Below are 17,079 nucleotides of genomic sequence, written 5' to 3'. Positions count from 1 at the left end.
TTAAAGAGTGCTAACGCCTTTTGAGCTGGTTAATGATGTGGGGGTATAAAGTGGGGTATATTAATATATTTAATTTTAAAAAATATTAGTTTATAAATGAATATTTCGTTCATTTCGACAGTCGCCGTGGACACCATTAAAATCATTTAATTTATTGATATTAATGTCTGTATATTACTTTTAAAATTGATGTCATATAAGTGGTATAATTATAGAAACTATCAACAAATAGTATTAATGTAAAACATTCGAAGATTTTTTGTAACTTTATTGTAATATTTATAAACTATAACATAATAAATAAATGTATTGTAATATTAAAAATAAGGATATTAATGATGTGCAATGAAAAATCACCTGATTTTATTGAACCTGATTCTTTCACTAAAGACAGATTAGATTTATTAATATCTTACCTTGGTTCTTGCGAGCAGAAACATAAAAAATTATTAAATTTTGCTTACCAAAAAGATAGTACATTTATAAATGCTATATCTTACTATAGTGGTGAAATGTCTCGCTTGCAAATATTGATAGCCTCTTTGTTACTTGATGAAAATTTAACAAATCATGATGGTACTCATGATCTTTTAAATTACTTTAATAAAAATGGTAAAAATTATACACAAGATGAAAAAATAATTCTAGAAGCTGGCTTATCTTTAACAGAGGAATACTTAGCAAACAAAAGAAAACATTATATTAATTATTTAGTTAATAATTATGTTGTACATTTTTATAGTAACTTTGAAGAATTTATGGCTAAGTTATATGATTGTCTTAATGAAGAGGATAAAAGAAATCAGGTTGATCAAAAAAATGAGGAACTGCTTCAATTAATTCAAAAGTATTGTAAAGAGAATATTACTCAACTACATACTGAAATATGCAAGTCACGTCCTATATATTTGTTTGGAAGAGCAAAAATAGAAAAAATTGTAAGTGTAGTAAGAAAAATTTTAGAAACTCAAGAAAAAATAAGTAAAAATGCTATTAAAAAGGAATTTTCAAGATTTTACAATGCATTAAATTGTATTAACAAAATTAGAAATACGGTGCATACAGGTTTTGTGTATTATGGAGAAAAAACATACACATTTAATTCTTTTCTATCAACAAATAACAAAGATATTATTAAAATAGAAAAAAATAAAGGTATCTTTTATGGAGATTATAGAGAAGCTTTTGGTTTAATTCAATTACTATTGCAGATGTATACAACCTGTCTAACTTATATACTTACAATTAAATTTCACGAATTAAGAATGGAAATAACTTCTGATGGATTGGGGGTTGATATAGTTTGTCATGAGCTAAAATTAGAGGAAAACTGTGATAAATTTAAGGATTTTTTCAATAATATTATTAGAAAATAAATGTATTGTAATATTAAAATGCAATGGCCTAAGAAAATTTGGCTTTCATAGAGAATGACTATTGATCAAGCAGAATATATATTATTAGGTAAGTGAGGATGAACTAATAATATATATCAAATTTCAAACCATACGATGACCCGCAACCCAGACTTGTTCTATTTGTAAGTTAGTGTTCATCACAATAAGGTCTGCGCGTTTACCGATGGAGATTTCTCCACGATCTGTTAGTCCTTGATAATGTGCAGCGTTGGTGCTGAGTAATTTTGTGGCTTCGGGTAAAGTGGCACCGTGGGTGATAGCATTTCTGAATGCTTGATCCAGTGTTAAAACACTTCCTGCTAAATGACCGTTCATTCCCATGACTTGACCCTCTTTAATAATGACGTTTTGTCCTCCTAATTCACTAATACCTTCTTTCATGCCTGCACCACGCATTGCATCGGTAATAAATAAAAGGCGATCGGGGAATAAGCGGTGAGCTAAACGAAAATTAACGGGATGAACATGGTGAGTATCAAAGATCATTTCCGCGTAGGCTTTATTATTATCCAGTAATGCACCAACTAGTCCAGGAATACGCCCTTCAATGCCTCCCATAGCATTAAATAAATGCGTTCCGGCAGCTGTTCCATGATGCTCATGAATGGTGTTAATGGCATGACAAGCTTGATCATAATTACAGGCTGTATGTCCTAAACTGATCCTTATTCCAGCTTTGGTTAATAAAGGAATAGCTTGATCAATTTGTTTAATTTCAGGGGCCATCGTAATTACTCGAACGATGTTTAAATCAATCAGCTCTTGGATTTTTGATGGGGTGGGGCATAATGTAAACGCAGGCTGGGCTCCTAACTTTTTTTCACTAATAAAAGGGCCTTCTAAATGAGCGCCTCGAATATCAGGAAGGTCTGAAGAATTGCTTTTTTGAACCTCTTTTAAGGCACGTAATGTATCAATTAATTCGTTCCAAGGGCGTGTAATCGTAGTGGGTAAAATCGTTGTTGTGCCGTGCTGCATATGAAATTTAGAGAGTTTTTTAATTCCTTCAGCGCCATCCATTGTGTCTGCGCCATCTCCGCCATGTACATGCCCGTCAATAAAACCTGGTAAAATATAATCTTCAGGATCTTTATTGCTCAATGATTTTGTGTCTATTTCTCTTAAATAATGATCAAAAGAAAGAGAGCCTGTGACGATATGATCTTTTAAAATAATACGTCCTTGAAGCGTTTTCATTTTTTGATCCTTGGTTTGAGGCTAAAATCTGGGTGTATTAATCGGGTTTTAAAGTAGAATATTCATAAACGCTCTAATAAATCATCATAATATAAGAAAAAAATTTTAGAAATTTATAGCTTCTAGGGATAATTGTATTACTGCAAATATGAATATAGGCAGATAAACAATAAATTTAGAATATTGTTTAATATAATTTATCACAAACAGAGTGGTAAGAGCTATATTGTTTTTTACAGTTAGACGAATGATTATTTCTATATGGTTAATGTTTTTCTGTATGATATGCTTCTAGTGCTAAATAAAAAGCGCCATCAAGAGAATTACCTTTGGCAGGAATAATGATATTTCGTATTTTATCGTGCATTCTAGGACGTAAAATATCGGACATTCCTCCTAGTAAACATAATGGAAGATTTGCAAATTCATTTTTTAAAAGGCAACGTGCTAAATGAGAAATAATATTTGCTGCTTTATCTAGGAGTTGATTGGCTTCTTGACATCCGGAATTGGCTTTTTTGACAATCCAAGGCACTAAAGATCCAAATTGTGTTGGGGGGGCTCCTACAGCCCAGAGCATAGGATTATGGCCTTGTTCTTGTAAATAGTTATAAAGCTCTTGAGTAAGTTTTGTTTTTTCTTTTCGTCCGTCGATAGTTTGTAACATATCACAAATCAGTTGGAGGCCAATCCATGCACCACCACCTTGATCATCTTGAGGGAACCCCCAACCACTTAATTTAGAGGATTGTTTGCCTGAGATTGCATAAGCAACAGTTCCTGTTCCAACAGCAATAATAGCTCCATCTTGTTTGTGATGTGCTCCTAGGCACGAGGTGTAGGCATCTGTTTGAATAATGAGTTTTTTAAATCTATAGGAATGCTCTATAAAATTTGTAACAGCTGTGGGAACATCTGCACCCGCAAAGCCACCGCCACCATATAAATTAGCATTTGAAGGGGATAAATCAAGACGTGCTTCTAAACTCCGTAATATTGTTATTACAGAGTTCCAGCTTGCTTTAGTATTATTAGCAATATTCGCTGGGGCACCTTTTTCTTCTGTTAAAATTTTACCGTCGATTGTTCTTAATTGAACAATAGTTTTGGTAGCGCCACCATCCATACAGACTAATAAATCTCGTAATTTTTTCATAGATTACCTGTTTATAAAGCTTTCTTAACGTTTAAATATAATTCTTTATAGTAATTACTATAAAGAATTATATTTGAATGTATTAATATATTAAAGTAATAATTAATGGTAAGTAATGATTTCTTTAAATAAATAGACACTTTTGTTTTATTGTAGTAGTATAAATACTAAGATAGAATTATTTTATCTTAATTTTAAAGATTTTATTTTATAAACCGTTCAATTTGTTTGAACGGTTTTTTTATTTTAAGGATGACAAAATTATGTCAAATGATACAGAACAAAAAAATCAAACTTTAGCAGATACAACTACTGATAATGGTAGTGTTAATTTAAATGTTGGTAGTTATACAATTCAAAGTGGAGAAGCTACTACTTTAGAGGTTACTGATTCTAAAGTTACTTTATTAATAGATGCACTTCAACATGGCTTGAAAAATTTTATGGTTATTGACGCTGAAAATCGTCTAACTGAATTTGATGGTGATGTTCAGATGAATGATGGATTAAATCTTCCCGGTAAAGTGACTATTCCAAATTTTAAAACATTAGCAGGTGGAGAAACGCCAGTATTTGGCCAGTTTAGAACAGATTCTGATCAGTTTGGTTATATCAATCTTAATAAAGCGAGAATGTATGGTACTGAAATGATGGGGGGGATGTCTAATGATCAAGTAGATGTAGAAGATTATCAAGGTGTGGATATCTTTTTATACCCAGATCAAACAATAGATAATAATATCGATGGATTTGCGATGGCATTAAAAATTGGAGGTTATGTAAATGCTAAAGGTGAACAAAAAAATATTGCACTAATAGGAACGAATAAACTGATTGGGCATGATCATCTTCATTGTGATGGTAATAGTACATTAAGTCCTGCTGATCCTTGGTTTTATGCTTCTAGATTATTTAGAGTATTACCTAAAAAACTAAATGATATTAGAATGCTTTTAGCTCGTGGGGAGTGTGATACAGTTTCATCGCCGTATATGGCAGGAACAATTGCTTTGGCAACGAACTTCTTTACACAATCAGATGAAGATACTGAGCAAGATGGTTTTATTACACCAATTATTGTTGATGAAGATAGTAACGATTTGTCTAGAGCTAGAGTATTAGGAGTTCCTTTCATTCCAGCAGATAAAAGATCATCCCTTCCTAAAACAGCAAATATTGCTATTGGAACACAATCGTTCGATCTTACAAGTAAAAAACCTTGTTGGTGGAATGGTGAGGAATGGTGTGATGCAATGGGTAATGTATTAAATTAAGATTTTAATACAAATAGGTATGAAATAGGGCGCGTAAGCGTCTTTTTTTAACTTTTTTATGAGCCACTCAATATATTTTGAGTGGCTTTTTATTTTTATTATTAAAAGCAGGACAGTAAAATTATGTCAGAAACTTCAAACGGTTTGGGTAATGATAGTATAGGTTTAGAAATGGCGACTTCAGCATCTGTTGCGACTAATGCTTTTCCTTATGCAAATCTAGAAAATACAGTGAATAACGCACATTTCGCAAGAGGTTATGTGCTTCCTAATCGGCCAATCGAGCATGTTATGCATAAAGGTGGTGTTTGCAATATTGTAGAAAATAATGTTTACAATGCACGCATGACTTATAATGCAGATCCTAATGTTTCTTTTGAATTTGATATTCAGTCAACGGCTACAGATGGTAAGTTTATTATTTGGCACAATAATAATACAGATACAATGCTAGATAAAAATATTGAAGTTCAAACATCTACATTTGAAGAGTTGCGTGCTTTACGTTTTAAAGGGTTGGTTGGAACGCCTTATTATAATCAAGTAAAATTAAGTACACTTGATGAATGGTGTGAGTTTCTTGCTCAAGTGAATAGATCATTTTATCCAGAGATTAAACGTTTTCAAACATTAGACCAAGTGACTCAAATGGTGAAGCTGGTGAAATCATATGGGTTAAGTAAGCTTGCAACTTGGGAGAATGGTAAATTGGATGTGCTTCAACATGTTCGCTCAATAGATCCTGATGTTCGTGTGGGTTATTTAGATTTTTATGAGGAAGGGCAGAATTTGGACGATAGTATCAAAAAAATGCAAGATATTGGGAATGGTGTCATTCTTTGGCAAATTAATAATTTAACAAAAGAAAAAGTTCAGAAAGTACATGATGCTGGTGTTGGATTATGTGGTTGGACAGCATCAAATAATGTGACTTATATCAAAGCCATAGATATGGGTTTAACAACGATTACTTGTGATTATAAACCAAGTTTTAAATTTTAATAAGGATAAACCTAATGACTATGATCCCAGTTTGTGGAAAAAATTTTTCACAATTTAAAAAAGCTATTACTAATAATGGTCTTATTATTGATAATCAGGATGGAAGCTTTACATTTTCATCATCAGATACAAACAGTAATTGTTATATGTATTGGCGTAAACCAGCACAATTTGGTGAAACAATTACTCTAAAAGTCAAAGCTTGTGCATTAGGGGAGACTAAAAAATATGCAGAAACTGCTCCTAGATTTGCGGTGCAGTGGTTTAGAAATGGAGATTATTATCGTGCAAGTGATAGTTTTGTTTTTGATCAAGAGCTGAAAGAATATACGGTATCTTTAACGGTAAATGAACCCGTCAAAAGTGGTGATTATATTGTATGCTCTTTTGGACATTTTAGATCATCGTTGATTTCTGGATTATTTACAGAAGCACAAGTATTAATTGAAAATTCGTATTTTCCAGTTAGACGTGAAGTTTTGGGTGGTTTATTAAGAGTTCATGCCTCTGCTGCCGGGGCACTTCCTGTTATTGAAGAGAATGAAAATTTACCAATGATTTCCCCTGCAAGTATCGCTTGGAAAGATAAATATACAATTTTGATTACAGACAGCCTTTTAAAAGCAACTTCAGGAACACGTTCTTCTGTTTTGTTTGATGCAAATATTTGTCTTGATGAACCTTCTACAAGTGATTTTAATAAATATGATATTACAATTGGAATGCTTGATCGATCAGCAGGAACTTTGCAAATCAAATTTACTGATAAGGCAACGGGAGCGTTTATAGATTGGGAAACCAGCGCTATGAAAGTGCTAAGTTTTATTTATAATATTTATACAATTTAAAAGTAAGTAAAAATTTAATAAAATATGATATAGGGCGCCGCTGGCGTCTTTATTTTTATATTAATAGCCGTCCATTTTGGGCGGCTTTTTTTGTTTTAAAGACAACAAAAGGAATGATAAAGCATGTCTTATATAATTGATGACCAGCAAGATGAGGTCGCTTTAGATGGGGTAACACCAACTATTAAAGTCGGTAAAACAGAAACAATTGATGCTGGATTAGATGCTAATGTTACTTCTAGTGTTAAAGATAATATTACAACACTGGATTTTTTCATCCCTAGAGGAGCAGATGGTAAGGATGGAGGATATACTCAGGCAGATAAAGAGCAAGTTCAAACAATTATAGATGCTTTTGGAGTTGTCGGTGATAATGAAGATAAAGTTATTACAGATATTAATCAAACATATACAAGATCGTCTTCAGTATCGACTTACTATTTTACACTCATTAATCAATCAGATTAGCAAGGAAAAACTGTTTTAAAATTAGGTTTTAAAGTTCTAACCGCAGGGACATTAAGTGTCATGTTAGTTGAAAACCCTAATAGTTCTACTTTTAAAGAAGTTAAATCAATAGTTATTGATTTAGAGTTGGGTAAAGATTGGTATGATCTTAATTGGAGTGTGGGTACAAACCAATATATTGCTATTGTTAAGGGAACAGATACAGGAAGATTTGCATATTCTGGAACAGGTGTAACGACTGGTTTGTTTTATTACTATGATCCAGCATCAAAAAATTGGTCGTCAAGTATAAGTGACCTCAATATGGGTATTGAAATTAAAGTTGGTTATGAAGTTTCGACTTTAAATGAAATTAATCAAAAAATGCTTTATTTAAGTAATAAAAAAGTTTCATTTTTAGGAGATAGTATGACGACCTATCAAGGATATATCCCATCAGGTTATGCGACTTTATATCCCAAATATGGTGTTGATACTGTTCAAAAAACGTGGTGGAATCAATTCATTGATAATACAGGTGCTACTTTATTAAATAATAATTCATATTCAGGATCAAGAGTATCAAAAGGAGGAAATGGAAGTTTACAAACACGTTTAAATGCTATTGATTCAGCGACGGATCTTTGTCTTATTTTTATGGGTACAAATGATTTAGGGAATGCGGTTTCGTTTGGAACATTTGATCCGACGAAAACAACGTTTAATACCAGTGAGTTTACAGATGCATTATGTAACGCCATTGTAACTTTACAAACAAATTATCCAATGACTAAATTTGTATGGGTTACGCCTTTAAAGCGATTTACGAGCGTATCGAATAATACTCAGTATAATAACGCTGGACAAACAGTAGATACATATACGAACAGAATTATTGAAGTATGTAACTATTATGGTGTTGAATATCTAGATATTCGTGGTCTTGGTATTAACTCTATGAATCAAAATAAATATCTTGGGGATGGTTTGCATTTAAATGCATTAGGAGCAGAGCTTTTAGCAAATTATATTACCAACAATATTAATCGTATTGGGTTATTTAATGCTCAAATACAAAATAATGTTCAAACATTAAGTGCTGTTGAAGAAAAAATTAATGATCAAGATTCTAAAAATTTAGAAGTGTTGGTGAATGCATTTAAATTAAATGAAAATATTATAGTATTAAATACAGATTCTACTTTAGTGAGAACCAGTGTATTAGAATATTGCTATTTTACTCCTGTTACTCAAACTGCGTGGCAAGGCCAGACGGTTACAAAAATAGGGGTAATTGTATCTAAAGAGGGAACACTTACGATTTCATTAGTGGAGAATCCTAAAAGTTCAGACTTTAAAATTATTCAACAAGTTAAACTTGATTTGAAAAAAGATCAGATTTGGTATGATCTTAATTTTGAAGTGGGAGTACAACAATATATTGCAATTTCTGAAAAAGGGGATACTGGGACATTTAAATATGCAGATTATGCGACGAGTGTGGATAAAGGGTTTTATGTTTATGTGCCTGAAAGTAAACCTTATTGGACAAATAACAATGCTAATTTAAATATTGGTTTTCAAATTAAGAATAAACAGTTTTTAGATAATGTTATTAAGTCATCTCAATATCTTGTTGGTAAAAAAGTATCATTTTTTGGGGATAGTATTACAACATTTACAGGGTATAGTGTTAAAAATAACGTATATCACTACAAGTGATGTTAAAGCAGTAGATCAAACTTGGTGGAAGCAAATTATTGATAAAACAGGTGCAACATTAGGTGTTAATAATTCTATTGGAGCCAGTGCGATTTCTAATCCTGAATGGTTAACAACCGCGAATTCGTTATTAACAAGGATTCAAGATTTACCTACGGATACGGATCTTTGTGTTATTTTAATGGGTATTAATGACTTTAGAGGTGGTGTTGGGATTGGAACCTATGATCCTACAAAGGCGAAGTTCCTACCTGGCTATTTTGCAGATGCTGTATGTACGGCAATGGTTAATTTACATCAACAATGTCCAAATGCTCGGTTTGTATGGGTAACACCATTAGGTGATTATACAAATACTGGAACTTTTCCAAGTTTAGGAAAGAATTCAAATGGAAATACGGTGTGGGATTTTGCTGACGTGATTATTAAAGCAGCGCAATTTTATGGAAATGAAGTTATCGATACTCGGTATTGCTTTTCAAATTTAACAACAAACTGTTTCTTTGATGGTCTCCACCCAAATGCATTAGGGATGGAAAAGCTTTCTAATTTTATTTTAAATAAAATTTATAATATTTTAGGGTAAAGCTATAAAGATAAATAAAGAATGAAATGGGGCGCAATTAGCGTCTTTTTTATACTCTGTTGTCGTTATTGATGTGTATATTGATTAATATTTACAAGTTTGAATAAATATTAATCATACAACAATAATTTATTTTACATTCGGCCAAACTGATCTACTCTGATAAATATTATATTTATTAGAATAAAGGAGTTCCTTTGTTGAAAACGAAAATTGCTTTATTGCGTGAAATGGGCTTGCCCAGACCGTATACGACTTCAAAACCAATCGAAATTGTTGAAGCAGAACTCAGCCCTTCTGCAAGTGGAGAGCTCCTTGTTAAATTAGTTGCAGCGGGGCTGTGCCATTCTGATTTGTCAGTGGTTAATGGTAACCGTCCACGTGTAATGCCAATGGCATTGGGGCATGAGGCTTCTGGTATTGTCGAAGCGGTTGGTCCTAATGTTACACGCTTTCAGCCAGGAGATCATGTAGTGATGGTATTTATCCCTTCATGTGGACATTGTGTTCCTTGTGCAGAGGGAAGACCTGCTTTGTGTGAGCCTGGTGCTGTTGCCTCTGGTAAAGGCGAGCTTTTAGGGGGAACGAAACATATTCAATTTAAATGTGAAGATATTAATCATCATTTAGGAGTTTCTGCCTTTTCCACTCATGCTGTTGTTGCTCAAGAATCTTGTGTAAAAATTGATCAATCAATTCCTTTGGAAACAGCTGCCGTTTTAGGATGTGCTGTGTTAACAGGTGTTGGTGCGGTTTTAAATTCGGGACAATTACAAGCAGGACAAACTTGTGCTGTTGTTGGACTTGGTGGGGTTGGATTAGCTGCTTTATTGGGAGCGTTGGCTGCGGGAGCTGAAAAAGTGATCGCGGTGGATATTAATGCTGAAAAACGTCAATTTGCACTGGATTTAGGTGCACATTACGCGATTGACCCCAGTGATGCTGATGCGACTGAACAACTTCATAAAATCGTGCCTGGTGGTGTTGATTTAGCCGTAGAGTTGGCGGGTGCGGTTCCTGCTTTAAAATTTGCATATGATATTACAAAACGAGGCGGTCAAACCGTTACGGCGGGGCTTCCTCATCCTAAAGCAGAGTTAAGTTTTCCAGCCGTGAGCTTAACTGCAGAAGAAAAAACATTAAAAGGGTCTTATGTAGGGTCTTGCGTGCCGTTACGTGATATTCCTCGTTTTGCAAAGATGATGGTGAGCAAGCAACTGCCTGTTGAAAAACTCATTACGCATCGTATTAAATTAGAAGATGTCAATGAAGGTTTTGAACGCCTAGCTAATGGTGAAGGAATTCGCCAACTTATTATCTTTTAATTAAAAATCTAAGGCGTATTTGAGACGAAAAACTCAATACGCCTTCATTTTATTGTATGTCTTCTGGATAAATTCTTTTAATTTCTCCGTCTGTTAGCGTTGGAGATTGAGTAGGGTCGTGACCAAAGATAATCTTTGCACCTTTTTCTTGTAAAGATTTAAAAAGTCTATAGTTTTTAAGCATTCTTTCTGGGTCGCTGACAACCATTGCATCTGGCAGGGCCATTTTTTCTAAAGAGTGCTTGAGATAACAAGCATCAGCAGTAAGCACAATGGTTTTATCGCCTAACTTTACTTTTAAGGACTGATGGCCATCTGTATGTCCATAAGTGGGGATTAAGATCAGTGTTCCATCTTGGAAGATATCATATTCACCATCAACTTCTATACGGTCGTGCCCTAAATCATATTGATGGGGAGTATAGATTTTCTTGGCGATATTTTCTTCATTATTGGCAGCGATCCACTCTCTTTTTTGAAGAATCCATCGTGCATTTGGGATGGCAGCATTGCCACCACAATGATCAAAGTGAAGATGTGAGTTAATGATAAAATTAATTTTTTTAGGATCAATACCGAATTTTTCTAGTCTTGCAGAAACTTCTTCGCCAGGATGATATTGAACCGTGGTCAGATCTGCAAATGCTCCTAAAGCACTGCTGATAACATCTGGATCTTTGGATTGGAGCGCGGTTTCTAATCCTGTATCGAATAAAATCGTGCCTTTAGGATGTTCAATAAAGTAACTAGGAATAGGGATTGCTAGATTCCCAGTTTGCCCAGAGAGAAAGAAACCCGCTGGCATAGTAATCCATCCGCAAGTCATGGCATATAATTTAATTTCTTCCATCATTGCCTCTCATTTTTATTGTTTATAAATAACATGTAGGAGTATTATTTTATCAAAAGAAGTTGTTGTTATTATAAAACATATTCTAAAATATACTGTACAAAAATATAATTATTAAATTAAATTCAATCTTTTAAAAGTGTTGGGTATGTGCATAATTTTGTTAAATAGAACGATTTTGTCTCTTAAGAGTTTTTATTTTAGTACGAAAATTGTAGATAAAATCTAGATGAATAAAGTTTTGTAGCGATTTTACCTTTTGTACAGAGTCTAAAATTTAGAAAGAAAATATAATTTAAAGCATGCCATTGTGTTGTCCATGATGGATTCATCAGAAGATCAATTGCAATTAAATGAAAAATTAGGGCAGATTACTGCGGATTACCTTGCTTCTATTTTAACAATAGATATGAAGGTCGGTGTTGCGTGGGGGCGAGTGCTATCTAGCACTATTAATCATTTGCATGATATTCCTCCCTTAGATGTTGTACAACTTTCTGGTGTTCATCCTAAGATCGAATTTAACCAAGATCTGATTGATTTAATTCATAAAATGGCAGCAATCAGTCAAGGAAAAGCACATCCTATTTATTTACCAATGTGGGTAGAAAATGAAGAGTTAAAATCACAATTAATCAGTGATACTTATATTACGGAAGCATGTAGTTTATATTCTAAATTAGATATTATTTTGACAGGTATAGGCTCCTGGGAGTCTGGTGCATCCAGTCTATTTAACATTTTTCCAGAAGAGTGGAAAAATGAGTTAATCCATAAAGATGTTTGCGCAGATGTTTGTATTTCTTTACTTGATTCCCAAGGAAATATTCTAAACAATCCCATTGATAATTTAGGTTTTGGAATTACCAGCGAACAATTAAAAGAAGCAAAAAATGTTATTGGAATTGCTGGTGGAAAAGAAAAATATGAGGCCATTTCGGCTGCATTAAAATCAGGATTATTAAGTACGCTAATTACCGATTTTAATACAGCGATTAAATTACTAAACGAATAAAGATTATTTCTTCTCTTTTAGTAAGTTTGTGACAAAAGCATAATAACGTTCAAAAACAAATTTTCCATTTTGCTTAAGATCAGCCACTTTTTCATAATCCACATTCCAACGTTGCGCCATTTCTGCATTATTAATCCCGTTAATTGCAGCAGCAGCTTGAACGGCAGCACCTGCAGCGGCAGTCTCTCCAATAGGGGAAACCCATACAGACTTACCAGTTAGATCTGCAAGAATTTGACAGTATGCTTTTGATTTTCCGCCACCGCCCGTAATGACTAAACGTCCCGATGCATCCACGCCATGATGTTGTAATAATTTACCTCCAGAGAGTAATCCACAAAGGACGCCCTCTATCACTGCTCTAGCAATATCTTTGGCATCAGTCGTTGTACGTAATCCGTAAAGTTCACCTGTTGCGTTAGGGAGGTTGGGTGTTCTTTCTCCGTCTAACCAAGGAATAAGCAAAAGTCCATTTGCGCCTGCTGGTGCTGATAATGCGAGTTCAGCAAATTTATCATTGCTGATCCGTAAAAGCTTACAAAAAGTATCGGTGACTTTTGCAGAATTTAACGTTGTAATCATAGGTAAGAAACGATTTGCGGCATCTGCATATCCATTAATCATGCCTGTTTCATCAATAACGCCACGAATACTAATTCCATAAAGTGTTCCGCTGGTTCCAATGGAAATAGCCGTATCACCAGGTTGGATATTCATCTCTAATGCTGCGGACATATTATCGCCAGTTCCTACGCAAACGATAGCACCGACTAATTCATCTAATCCAGTTTCAGGAATAACAGTACCAACATTACTATTAGAAGGAACAATTTTAGGCCAAAGTTTTTCCCAATCTAATTTATCACTAATCAAGTGAGCAAGCTGTGGTTCCCAGCAATTTTTAAATGGATTAAAATATCCAGTAATTGTTGCTCCACTACGTTCAGTGACCGCATTTCCACATAAACGATACGTTAAATAATCAAATGGCAGCATAATACGGCAACATCTAGAAAGTAGGCCAGGACAATTTTTCTGTCCATGCGAGCTTAGAAATCGTCATGGCTGGCCCAAGAATAGAGCCTGTTAGTTGACCCAAGTCGCTGCTTGCAATGTCTCTCTTAATTTTTTTGCTTGAGGTTCAGATTCCGTATCATTCCACAGTTTTGCTGGACGTAAAGGTTGATCATGCTCGTCTAACATAACCAATCCATGTCTCTGAGCACCAATAGATATTTCTGCAATACGAGGCCACCATGATTTTAATTCATTCAGTGCAGCCACTAATACGTTTCACCATGCTTGTGGATCTTGTTCACTGCAAGGAGGCGTGGTTGGTGGATGTGCTGCACGGGCCAGTGCAAGTATTTCCTCCGTTTCAATATGTCTCAATATAACTTTACAAGACTGAGTAGAAGAATCAACGTCAGCAACGATATCTTTTTTCATTTCTATATCCTTATCTTGATACTAAATAATATTTAAAACATATAACGAGAGCTTTATTTTTATATTTCGAAGTATTCTATATTTTCGGTCTTGTCACAAATTTTATTTTTTCTTTAAAATTAAGCTTTTAAATTGATTTAATAATAAAAAACATCGTTATAATTCAAAAGATTAACAAAATTCGTTTTTCAATATTTTTTCTAAAATTTGACATTTTTTAAAATTTGCGACAGCACCCAATTTATTAAGCTACTATTATATTATCTTTTTATATGTTTTAATTGTAGGAATTGATCGCGTTGTTTACAGTGATATGAGATATTATTGTAATGGACATGCACAGGAAGACGAAGCTTACGCTGTATCATTGAGAAGAGATATGGCGTTTGCATCATCAAGAGAAAATAACGGTTACCGATCTATCTAAACGCTTTATGGTTAGCCGCCCTACGATTTATATTGTGTTGAGGGGTGCTCGGCTACAATTATTTGTGCCAATGGCTAGTGCTAATGAACGCTATAAGACGATTAAATATGGCATTAAACGCCTTGCTAAGATTGAGAAAACCCTTGAAGATAAACTCAGACGGCAAGCTAAACGTTATAACAAATCTTATCCTGGAGAGATGCTGCATGTGGATACAAAGCGCCTTCCTTTATTAAAGAATGAGACGAAACAACACACTCGTGAGTATTTATTTGTGGGTATTGATGATTTCTCCCGTGAATTATATGCAGGTATTTACAGCGATAAATCCCAGTTTAGTGCAGCTCAGTTTCTACAAGATGATGTGCTGGTTCAATGCCCTTATACGATCGAATGTGTCTATTCTGACAATGGGAGAGAATATCAAGGCACGCCAGCGCATCTATTCGTTAAAACTTGTTATACACATCAAATTAACCAGAAGTTTACTAAGCCCGCTTGCCCGCAAACCAATGGTAAAGCAGAACGTGTTATTCGCACTCTAATGGAGATGTGGCATGAAAAAGAGAGTTTCGTTAATACTCAAGATCGAAAACTAAAGTTGAAACGATTTATAAATTATTATAACACTGTTAAACCTCATAAAGGCATCTTAGGAAAAACACCTTATGAAGTCTTGGATAATTATTTTAAACAAAATCTGTAAACAACGCAGTCAATTCATACATGTGATTCAGATTATGAGGTAGGAGATTTTGATCCTAATATCTTGCCTATCAGTGATGCTTTGAAAAAAGAGTTATTGGATTGGTCAGATGAATATGATGGGATATTTAATGATGATGATCCTGCAAATTCTGACTTTAAAAGTTTAGAAGATAAAACTGCGTTTATAAAACAAGGTGATAACTTACAAAAAAAATTACAAGCAGAGTTGGGCAATGGTTATGAAGTAACATATCGTAACTTTTTAAAATAAACTAAGTTTATTTGCCGTTCAATGGGAGTCTATTGCAACAGTAACAAGTAGTAATGGATATATTGTGGGTGCAAACCTAAGAGGAAGCGTAAAATTAATGCCTGATTATGAATGCTGTCCGCTATGGGGCACGACAGTTGAGGATTTTGGAGATATTATCCTGATATTAAGGTAACGGAATGGACGGGTGCAGCGGATAAAAATGGTGTAAGTTCTGGGTATATTTCTGTTTGAGATCCTGCGACGGGGGAATGGGTTCCTAAAAAATCTGAAACAACATTCTTTCCACAAAGTTGAGATAAATCTAAGGCAGCGTCCGAAATTCAAAGTGCCTTTGCAAATGCAAAACCGAAAGGAAAGCCAGGTCAATGGGAGGGAGCGTCATCAAGTGGAATGAAGATAGAAGGTTATTATAACAAAGATGGTTCAGCTGCAACAGCATACCCAGTTTATATAGGAGTGAAAAAATAATGATTACAGCTAAAATATATCCTTGGTGGAGTGAAAGTTTTAAATGGTTTGGCCTGTCTGGCACTAATCCGAATAATAAAGATGAAACATCTGATGGTGCGGGGGCAATAGCAGCTTTTTGGGGAGCTGAAATTTAATACTCTACCCATTCGATTGATATTTGGGTGAATAATTTAACAGATTTAGAACATAGCCGTGCACCAGATGGTGACTTTGGTGAGGGAAATGCTTTTTCGGTTTTCATTACTGGGGATTATGTTTTTATTGGTACGGAATATGCCGAAGAATCACAAGTTTTGATGACCAGAGCACAGCTTTTGCATGCTTTGGAACAATATAGAATCTTTTTAGATGGCGATTATGAGGATCCTGAGAATCCTCCTGCAATTATCAATGTAGAGTTTATCGCAGGAGGTCAAGAAGCTATTTACCCAAAATGAGTCCATTGAATCCTCAATACTTAACTAAGAAACAAACCATATTTCAAAAAATATCTGCTTTTGTTGAAAAATTTAAAGGGGTTGGAGGGAATATTTAATAACTTATAATAATTTAAAAAGATTTGAATCAATTAATAAGCGATGATGATAATCATACTAAGAAATTATTGTAATCGCTTTGAATGATAAGTTTAAAACATAAGATAGCTTTTATGATGGGGTATATTTAATTTTCAAGGAAATATATAATAAAATCAACATGTTAAACAACATGGATGGTGGAGAGGGTTGGATTCGAACCAACGTAGACGTACGTCAGCGGATTTACAGTCCGCCCCCTTTAGCCACTCGGGCACCTCTCCGTATAAGATATGAGGTTAATAACAGGTTTACTTATCGACTGTCAACTAAATAAATAACTTTTTACTGGAGAATTTTTCATTTTTTTTATAATGTTTTATTTTTTAATAATT

The 17,079-nt window shown here is 34.1% G+C and carries 16 protein-coding genes, 1 tRNA gene and 3 pseudogenes; 14 read left to right on the top strand and 6 right to left on the bottom strand.

Features of this window, described 5'->3' with window-relative positions:
- Positions 1–335 precede the first annotated feature (335 nt).
- The gene (locus tag CIN_RS07220) at positions 336–1,376 is read left to right on the top strand and encodes a hypothetical protein (RefSeq protein WP_008854422.1); all 1,041 of its coding nucleotides are present in this window, start codon (positions 336–338) and stop codon (positions 1,374–1,376) included.
- 123 nt (positions 1,377–1,499) lie between these two features.
- Here the strand turns inward: CIN_RS07220 and nagA are convergent, their stop codons facing one another.
- Positions 1,500–2,615 (bottom strand): N-acetylglucosamine-6-phosphate deacetylase, encoded by a 1,116-nt coding sequence (gene nagA / locus CIN_RS07215; protein WP_008854421.1) that lies wholly within the window; start codon positions 2,613–2,615, stop codon positions 1,500–1,502.
- 265 nt (positions 2,616–2,880) lie between these two features.
- Positions 2,881–3,771 carry a BadF/BadG/BcrA/BcrD ATPase family protein gene (locus CIN_RS07210; protein WP_008854420.1) on the bottom strand — a complete coding sequence of 297 codons (891 nt, stop codon included), beginning with the start codon at positions 3,769–3,771 and terminating at the stop codon, positions 2,881–2,883.
- A 263-nt stretch (positions 3,772–4,034) separates the two neighbouring features.
- Between CIN_RS07210 and CIN_RS07205 the strand changes: the two genes are divergently transcribed.
- The 7 genes from CIN_RS07205 to CIN_RS07175 all read left to right on the top strand — a co-directional run bounded on the left by CIN_RS07205 (position 4,035) and on the right by CIN_RS07175 (position 10,975).
- Positions 4,035–5,045: a hypothetical protein gene (locus tag CIN_RS07205; RefSeq protein WP_008854419.1), complete on the top strand. Its 1,011-nt coding sequence runs from the start codon at positions 4,035–4,037 to the stop codon at positions 5,043–5,045.
- 123 nt (positions 5,046–5,168) lie between these two features.
- Positions 5,169–6,047 carry a glycerophosphodiester phosphodiesterase gene (locus tag CIN_RS07200; RefSeq protein ID WP_008854418.1) on the top strand — a complete coding sequence of 293 codons (879 nt, stop codon included), beginning with the start codon at positions 5,169–5,171 and terminating at the stop codon, positions 6,045–6,047.
- A 14-nt stretch (positions 6,048–6,061) separates the two neighbouring features.
- Entirely contained in the window at positions 6,062–6,895 is an 834-nt protein-coding gene (locus CIN_RS07195; protein ID WP_008854417.1) for a hypothetical protein, read from the top strand.
- Positions 6,896–7,018: 123 nt separating this feature from the next.
- Positions 7,019–7,363 carry a hypothetical protein gene (locus CIN_RS07190; protein WP_008854416.1) on the top strand — a complete coding sequence of 115 codons (345 nt, stop codon included), beginning with the start codon at positions 7,019–7,021 and terminating at the stop codon, positions 7,361–7,363.
- Between the two features lie 60 nt (positions 7,364–7,423).
- Positions 7,424–9,064: an SGNH/GDSL hydrolase family protein gene (locus tag CIN_RS11500; RefSeq protein WP_050798384.1), complete on the top strand. Its 1,641-nt coding sequence runs from the start codon at positions 7,424–7,426 to the stop codon at positions 9,062–9,064.
- Positions 9,033–9,650, top strand: a complete 618-nt coding sequence (locus CIN_RS07180) for an SGNH/GDSL hydrolase family protein (protein WP_008854414.1) — start codon at positions 9,033–9,035, stop codon at positions 9,648–9,650. Before CIN_RS11500 ends, CIN_RS07180 begins: the two co-directional genes overlap by 32 nt.
- A gap of 200 nt (positions 9,651–9,850) precedes the next feature.
- A complete protein-coding gene (locus CIN_RS07175) occupies positions 9,851–10,975 on the top strand; it encodes a zinc-dependent alcohol dehydrogenase family protein (RefSeq protein WP_008854413.1) in 1,125 nt (374 codons plus the stop codon).
- Between the two features lie 49 nt (positions 10,976–11,024).
- On the opposite strand, the gene CIN_RS07170 is transcribed toward CIN_RS07175, so the two are convergent.
- Positions 11,025–11,828 carry an N-acyl homoserine lactonase family protein gene (locus CIN_RS07170; protein ID WP_211475711.1) on the bottom strand — a complete coding sequence of 268 codons (804 nt, stop codon included), beginning with the start codon at positions 11,826–11,828 and terminating at the stop codon, positions 11,025–11,027.
- 286 nt (positions 11,829–12,114) lie between these two features.
- On the opposite strand from CIN_RS07170, the pseudogene CIN_RS07165 reads away from it, so the two are divergent.
- Positions 12,115–12,840: pseudogene (locus CIN_RS07165) on the top strand (sugar-binding transcriptional regulator); the annotation flags it as partial.
- Positions 12,841–12,843: 3 nt separating this feature from the next.
- Here CIN_RS07165 and CIN_RS07160 read toward each other — a convergent pair.
- On the bottom strand, positions 12,844–13,557 hold the full coding sequence (locus CIN_RS07160) for an FGGY-family carbohydrate kinase (protein ID WP_245527830.1): 714 nt from the start codon (positions 13,555–13,557) through the stop codon (positions 12,844–12,846).
- A gap of 15 nt (positions 13,558–13,572) precedes the next feature.
- Positions 13,573–14,124, bottom strand: a pseudogene (locus CIN_RS12085) (FGGY family carbohydrate kinase); the annotation flags it as partial.
- Between the two features lie 551 nt (positions 14,125–14,675).
- On the opposite strand from CIN_RS12085, the gene CIN_RS07155 reads away from it, so the two are divergent.
- From CIN_RS07155 to CIN_RS07145, 5 genes and pseudogenes are all read left to right on the top strand, one after another.
- Complete coding sequence (locus CIN_RS07155) at positions 14,676–15,422, top strand: integrase core domain-containing protein (RefSeq protein WP_211475709.1); 747 nt, start codon at positions 14,676–14,678, stop codon at positions 15,420–15,422.
- 63 nt (positions 15,423–15,485) lie between these two features.
- Positions 15,486–15,695: a hypothetical protein gene (locus CIN_RS07150; RefSeq protein WP_008854406.1), complete on the top strand. Its 210-nt coding sequence runs from the start codon at positions 15,486–15,488 to the stop codon at positions 15,693–15,695.
- A 318-nt stretch (positions 15,696–16,013) separates the two neighbouring features.
- Positions 16,014–16,166, top strand: a pseudogene (locus CIN_RS12210) (hypothetical protein); the annotation flags it as partial.
- Positions 16,166–16,303: a hypothetical protein gene (locus CIN_RS11920; protein WP_008854405.1), complete on the top strand. Its 138-nt coding sequence runs from the start codon at positions 16,166–16,168 to the stop codon at positions 16,301–16,303. The pseudogene CIN_RS12210 and the gene CIN_RS11920, both read left to right, overlap by 1 nt.
- Before the next feature lie 27 nt (positions 16,304–16,330).
- Positions 16,331–16,606, top strand: a complete 276-nt coding sequence (locus tag CIN_RS07145; protein ID WP_008854404.1) for a hypothetical protein — start codon at positions 16,331–16,333, stop codon at positions 16,604–16,606.
- Between the two features lie 276 nt (positions 16,607–16,882).
- On the opposite strand, the gene CIN_RS07140 is transcribed toward CIN_RS07145, so the two are convergent.
- A tRNA-Tyr gene (locus CIN_RS07140) sits at positions 16,883–16,968 on the bottom strand.
- Positions 16,969–17,079 lie beyond the last annotated feature (111 nt).

This window comes from Commensalibacter intestini A911, assembly GCF_000231445.1.
GTDB classification, from domain to species: Bacteria; Pseudomonadota; Alphaproteobacteria; order Acetobacterales; family Acetobacteraceae; genus Commensalibacter; species Commensalibacter intestini.
Note: the sequence above shows the minus strand (reverse complement) of the source record. Positions and strands in the feature narration are given on the sequence as shown.

Bases quoted from the DNA above. Each gene is read 5' to 3' on its own strand.
- CIN_RS07220 (WP_008854422.1), top strand. From the start codon at position 336: ATGATGTGCAATGAAAAATCACCTGATTTTATTGAACCTGATTCTTTC.
- nagA (WP_008854421.1), bottom strand. From the start codon at position 2,615: ATGAAAACGCTTCAAGGACGTATTATTTTAAAAGATCATATCGTCACA.
- CIN_RS07210 (WP_008854420.1), bottom strand. From the start codon at position 3,771: ATGAAAAAATTACGAGATTTATTAGTCTGTATGGATGGTGGCGCTACC.
- CIN_RS07205 (WP_008854419.1), top strand. From the start codon at position 4,035: ATGTCAAATGATACAGAACAAAAAAATCAAACTTTAGCAGATACAACT.
- CIN_RS07200 (WP_008854418.1), top strand. From the start codon at position 5,169: ATGTCAGAAACTTCAAACGGTTTGGGTAATGATAGTATAGGTTTAGAA.
- CIN_RS07195 (WP_008854417.1), top strand. From the start codon at position 6,062: ATGACTATGATCCCAGTTTGTGGAAAAAATTTTTCACAATTTAAAAAA.
- CIN_RS07190 (WP_008854416.1), top strand. From the start codon at position 7,019: ATGTCTTATATAATTGATGACCAGCAAGATGAGGTCGCTTTAGATGGG.
- CIN_RS11500 (WP_050798384.1), top strand. From the start codon at position 7,424: ATGTTAGTTGAAAACCCTAATAGTTCTACTTTTAAAGAAGTTAAATCA.
- CIN_RS07170 (WP_211475711.1), bottom strand. From the start codon at position 11,828: ATGATGGAAGAAATTAAATTATATGCCATGACTTGCGGATGGATTACT.
- CIN_RS07160 (WP_245527830.1), bottom strand. From the start codon at position 13,557: ATGAATATCCAACCTGGTGATACGGCTATTTCCATTGGAACCAGCGGA.
- CIN_RS11920 (WP_008854405.1), top strand. From the start codon at position 16,166: ATGATTACAGCTAAAATATATCCTTGGTGGAGTGAAAGTTTTAAATGG.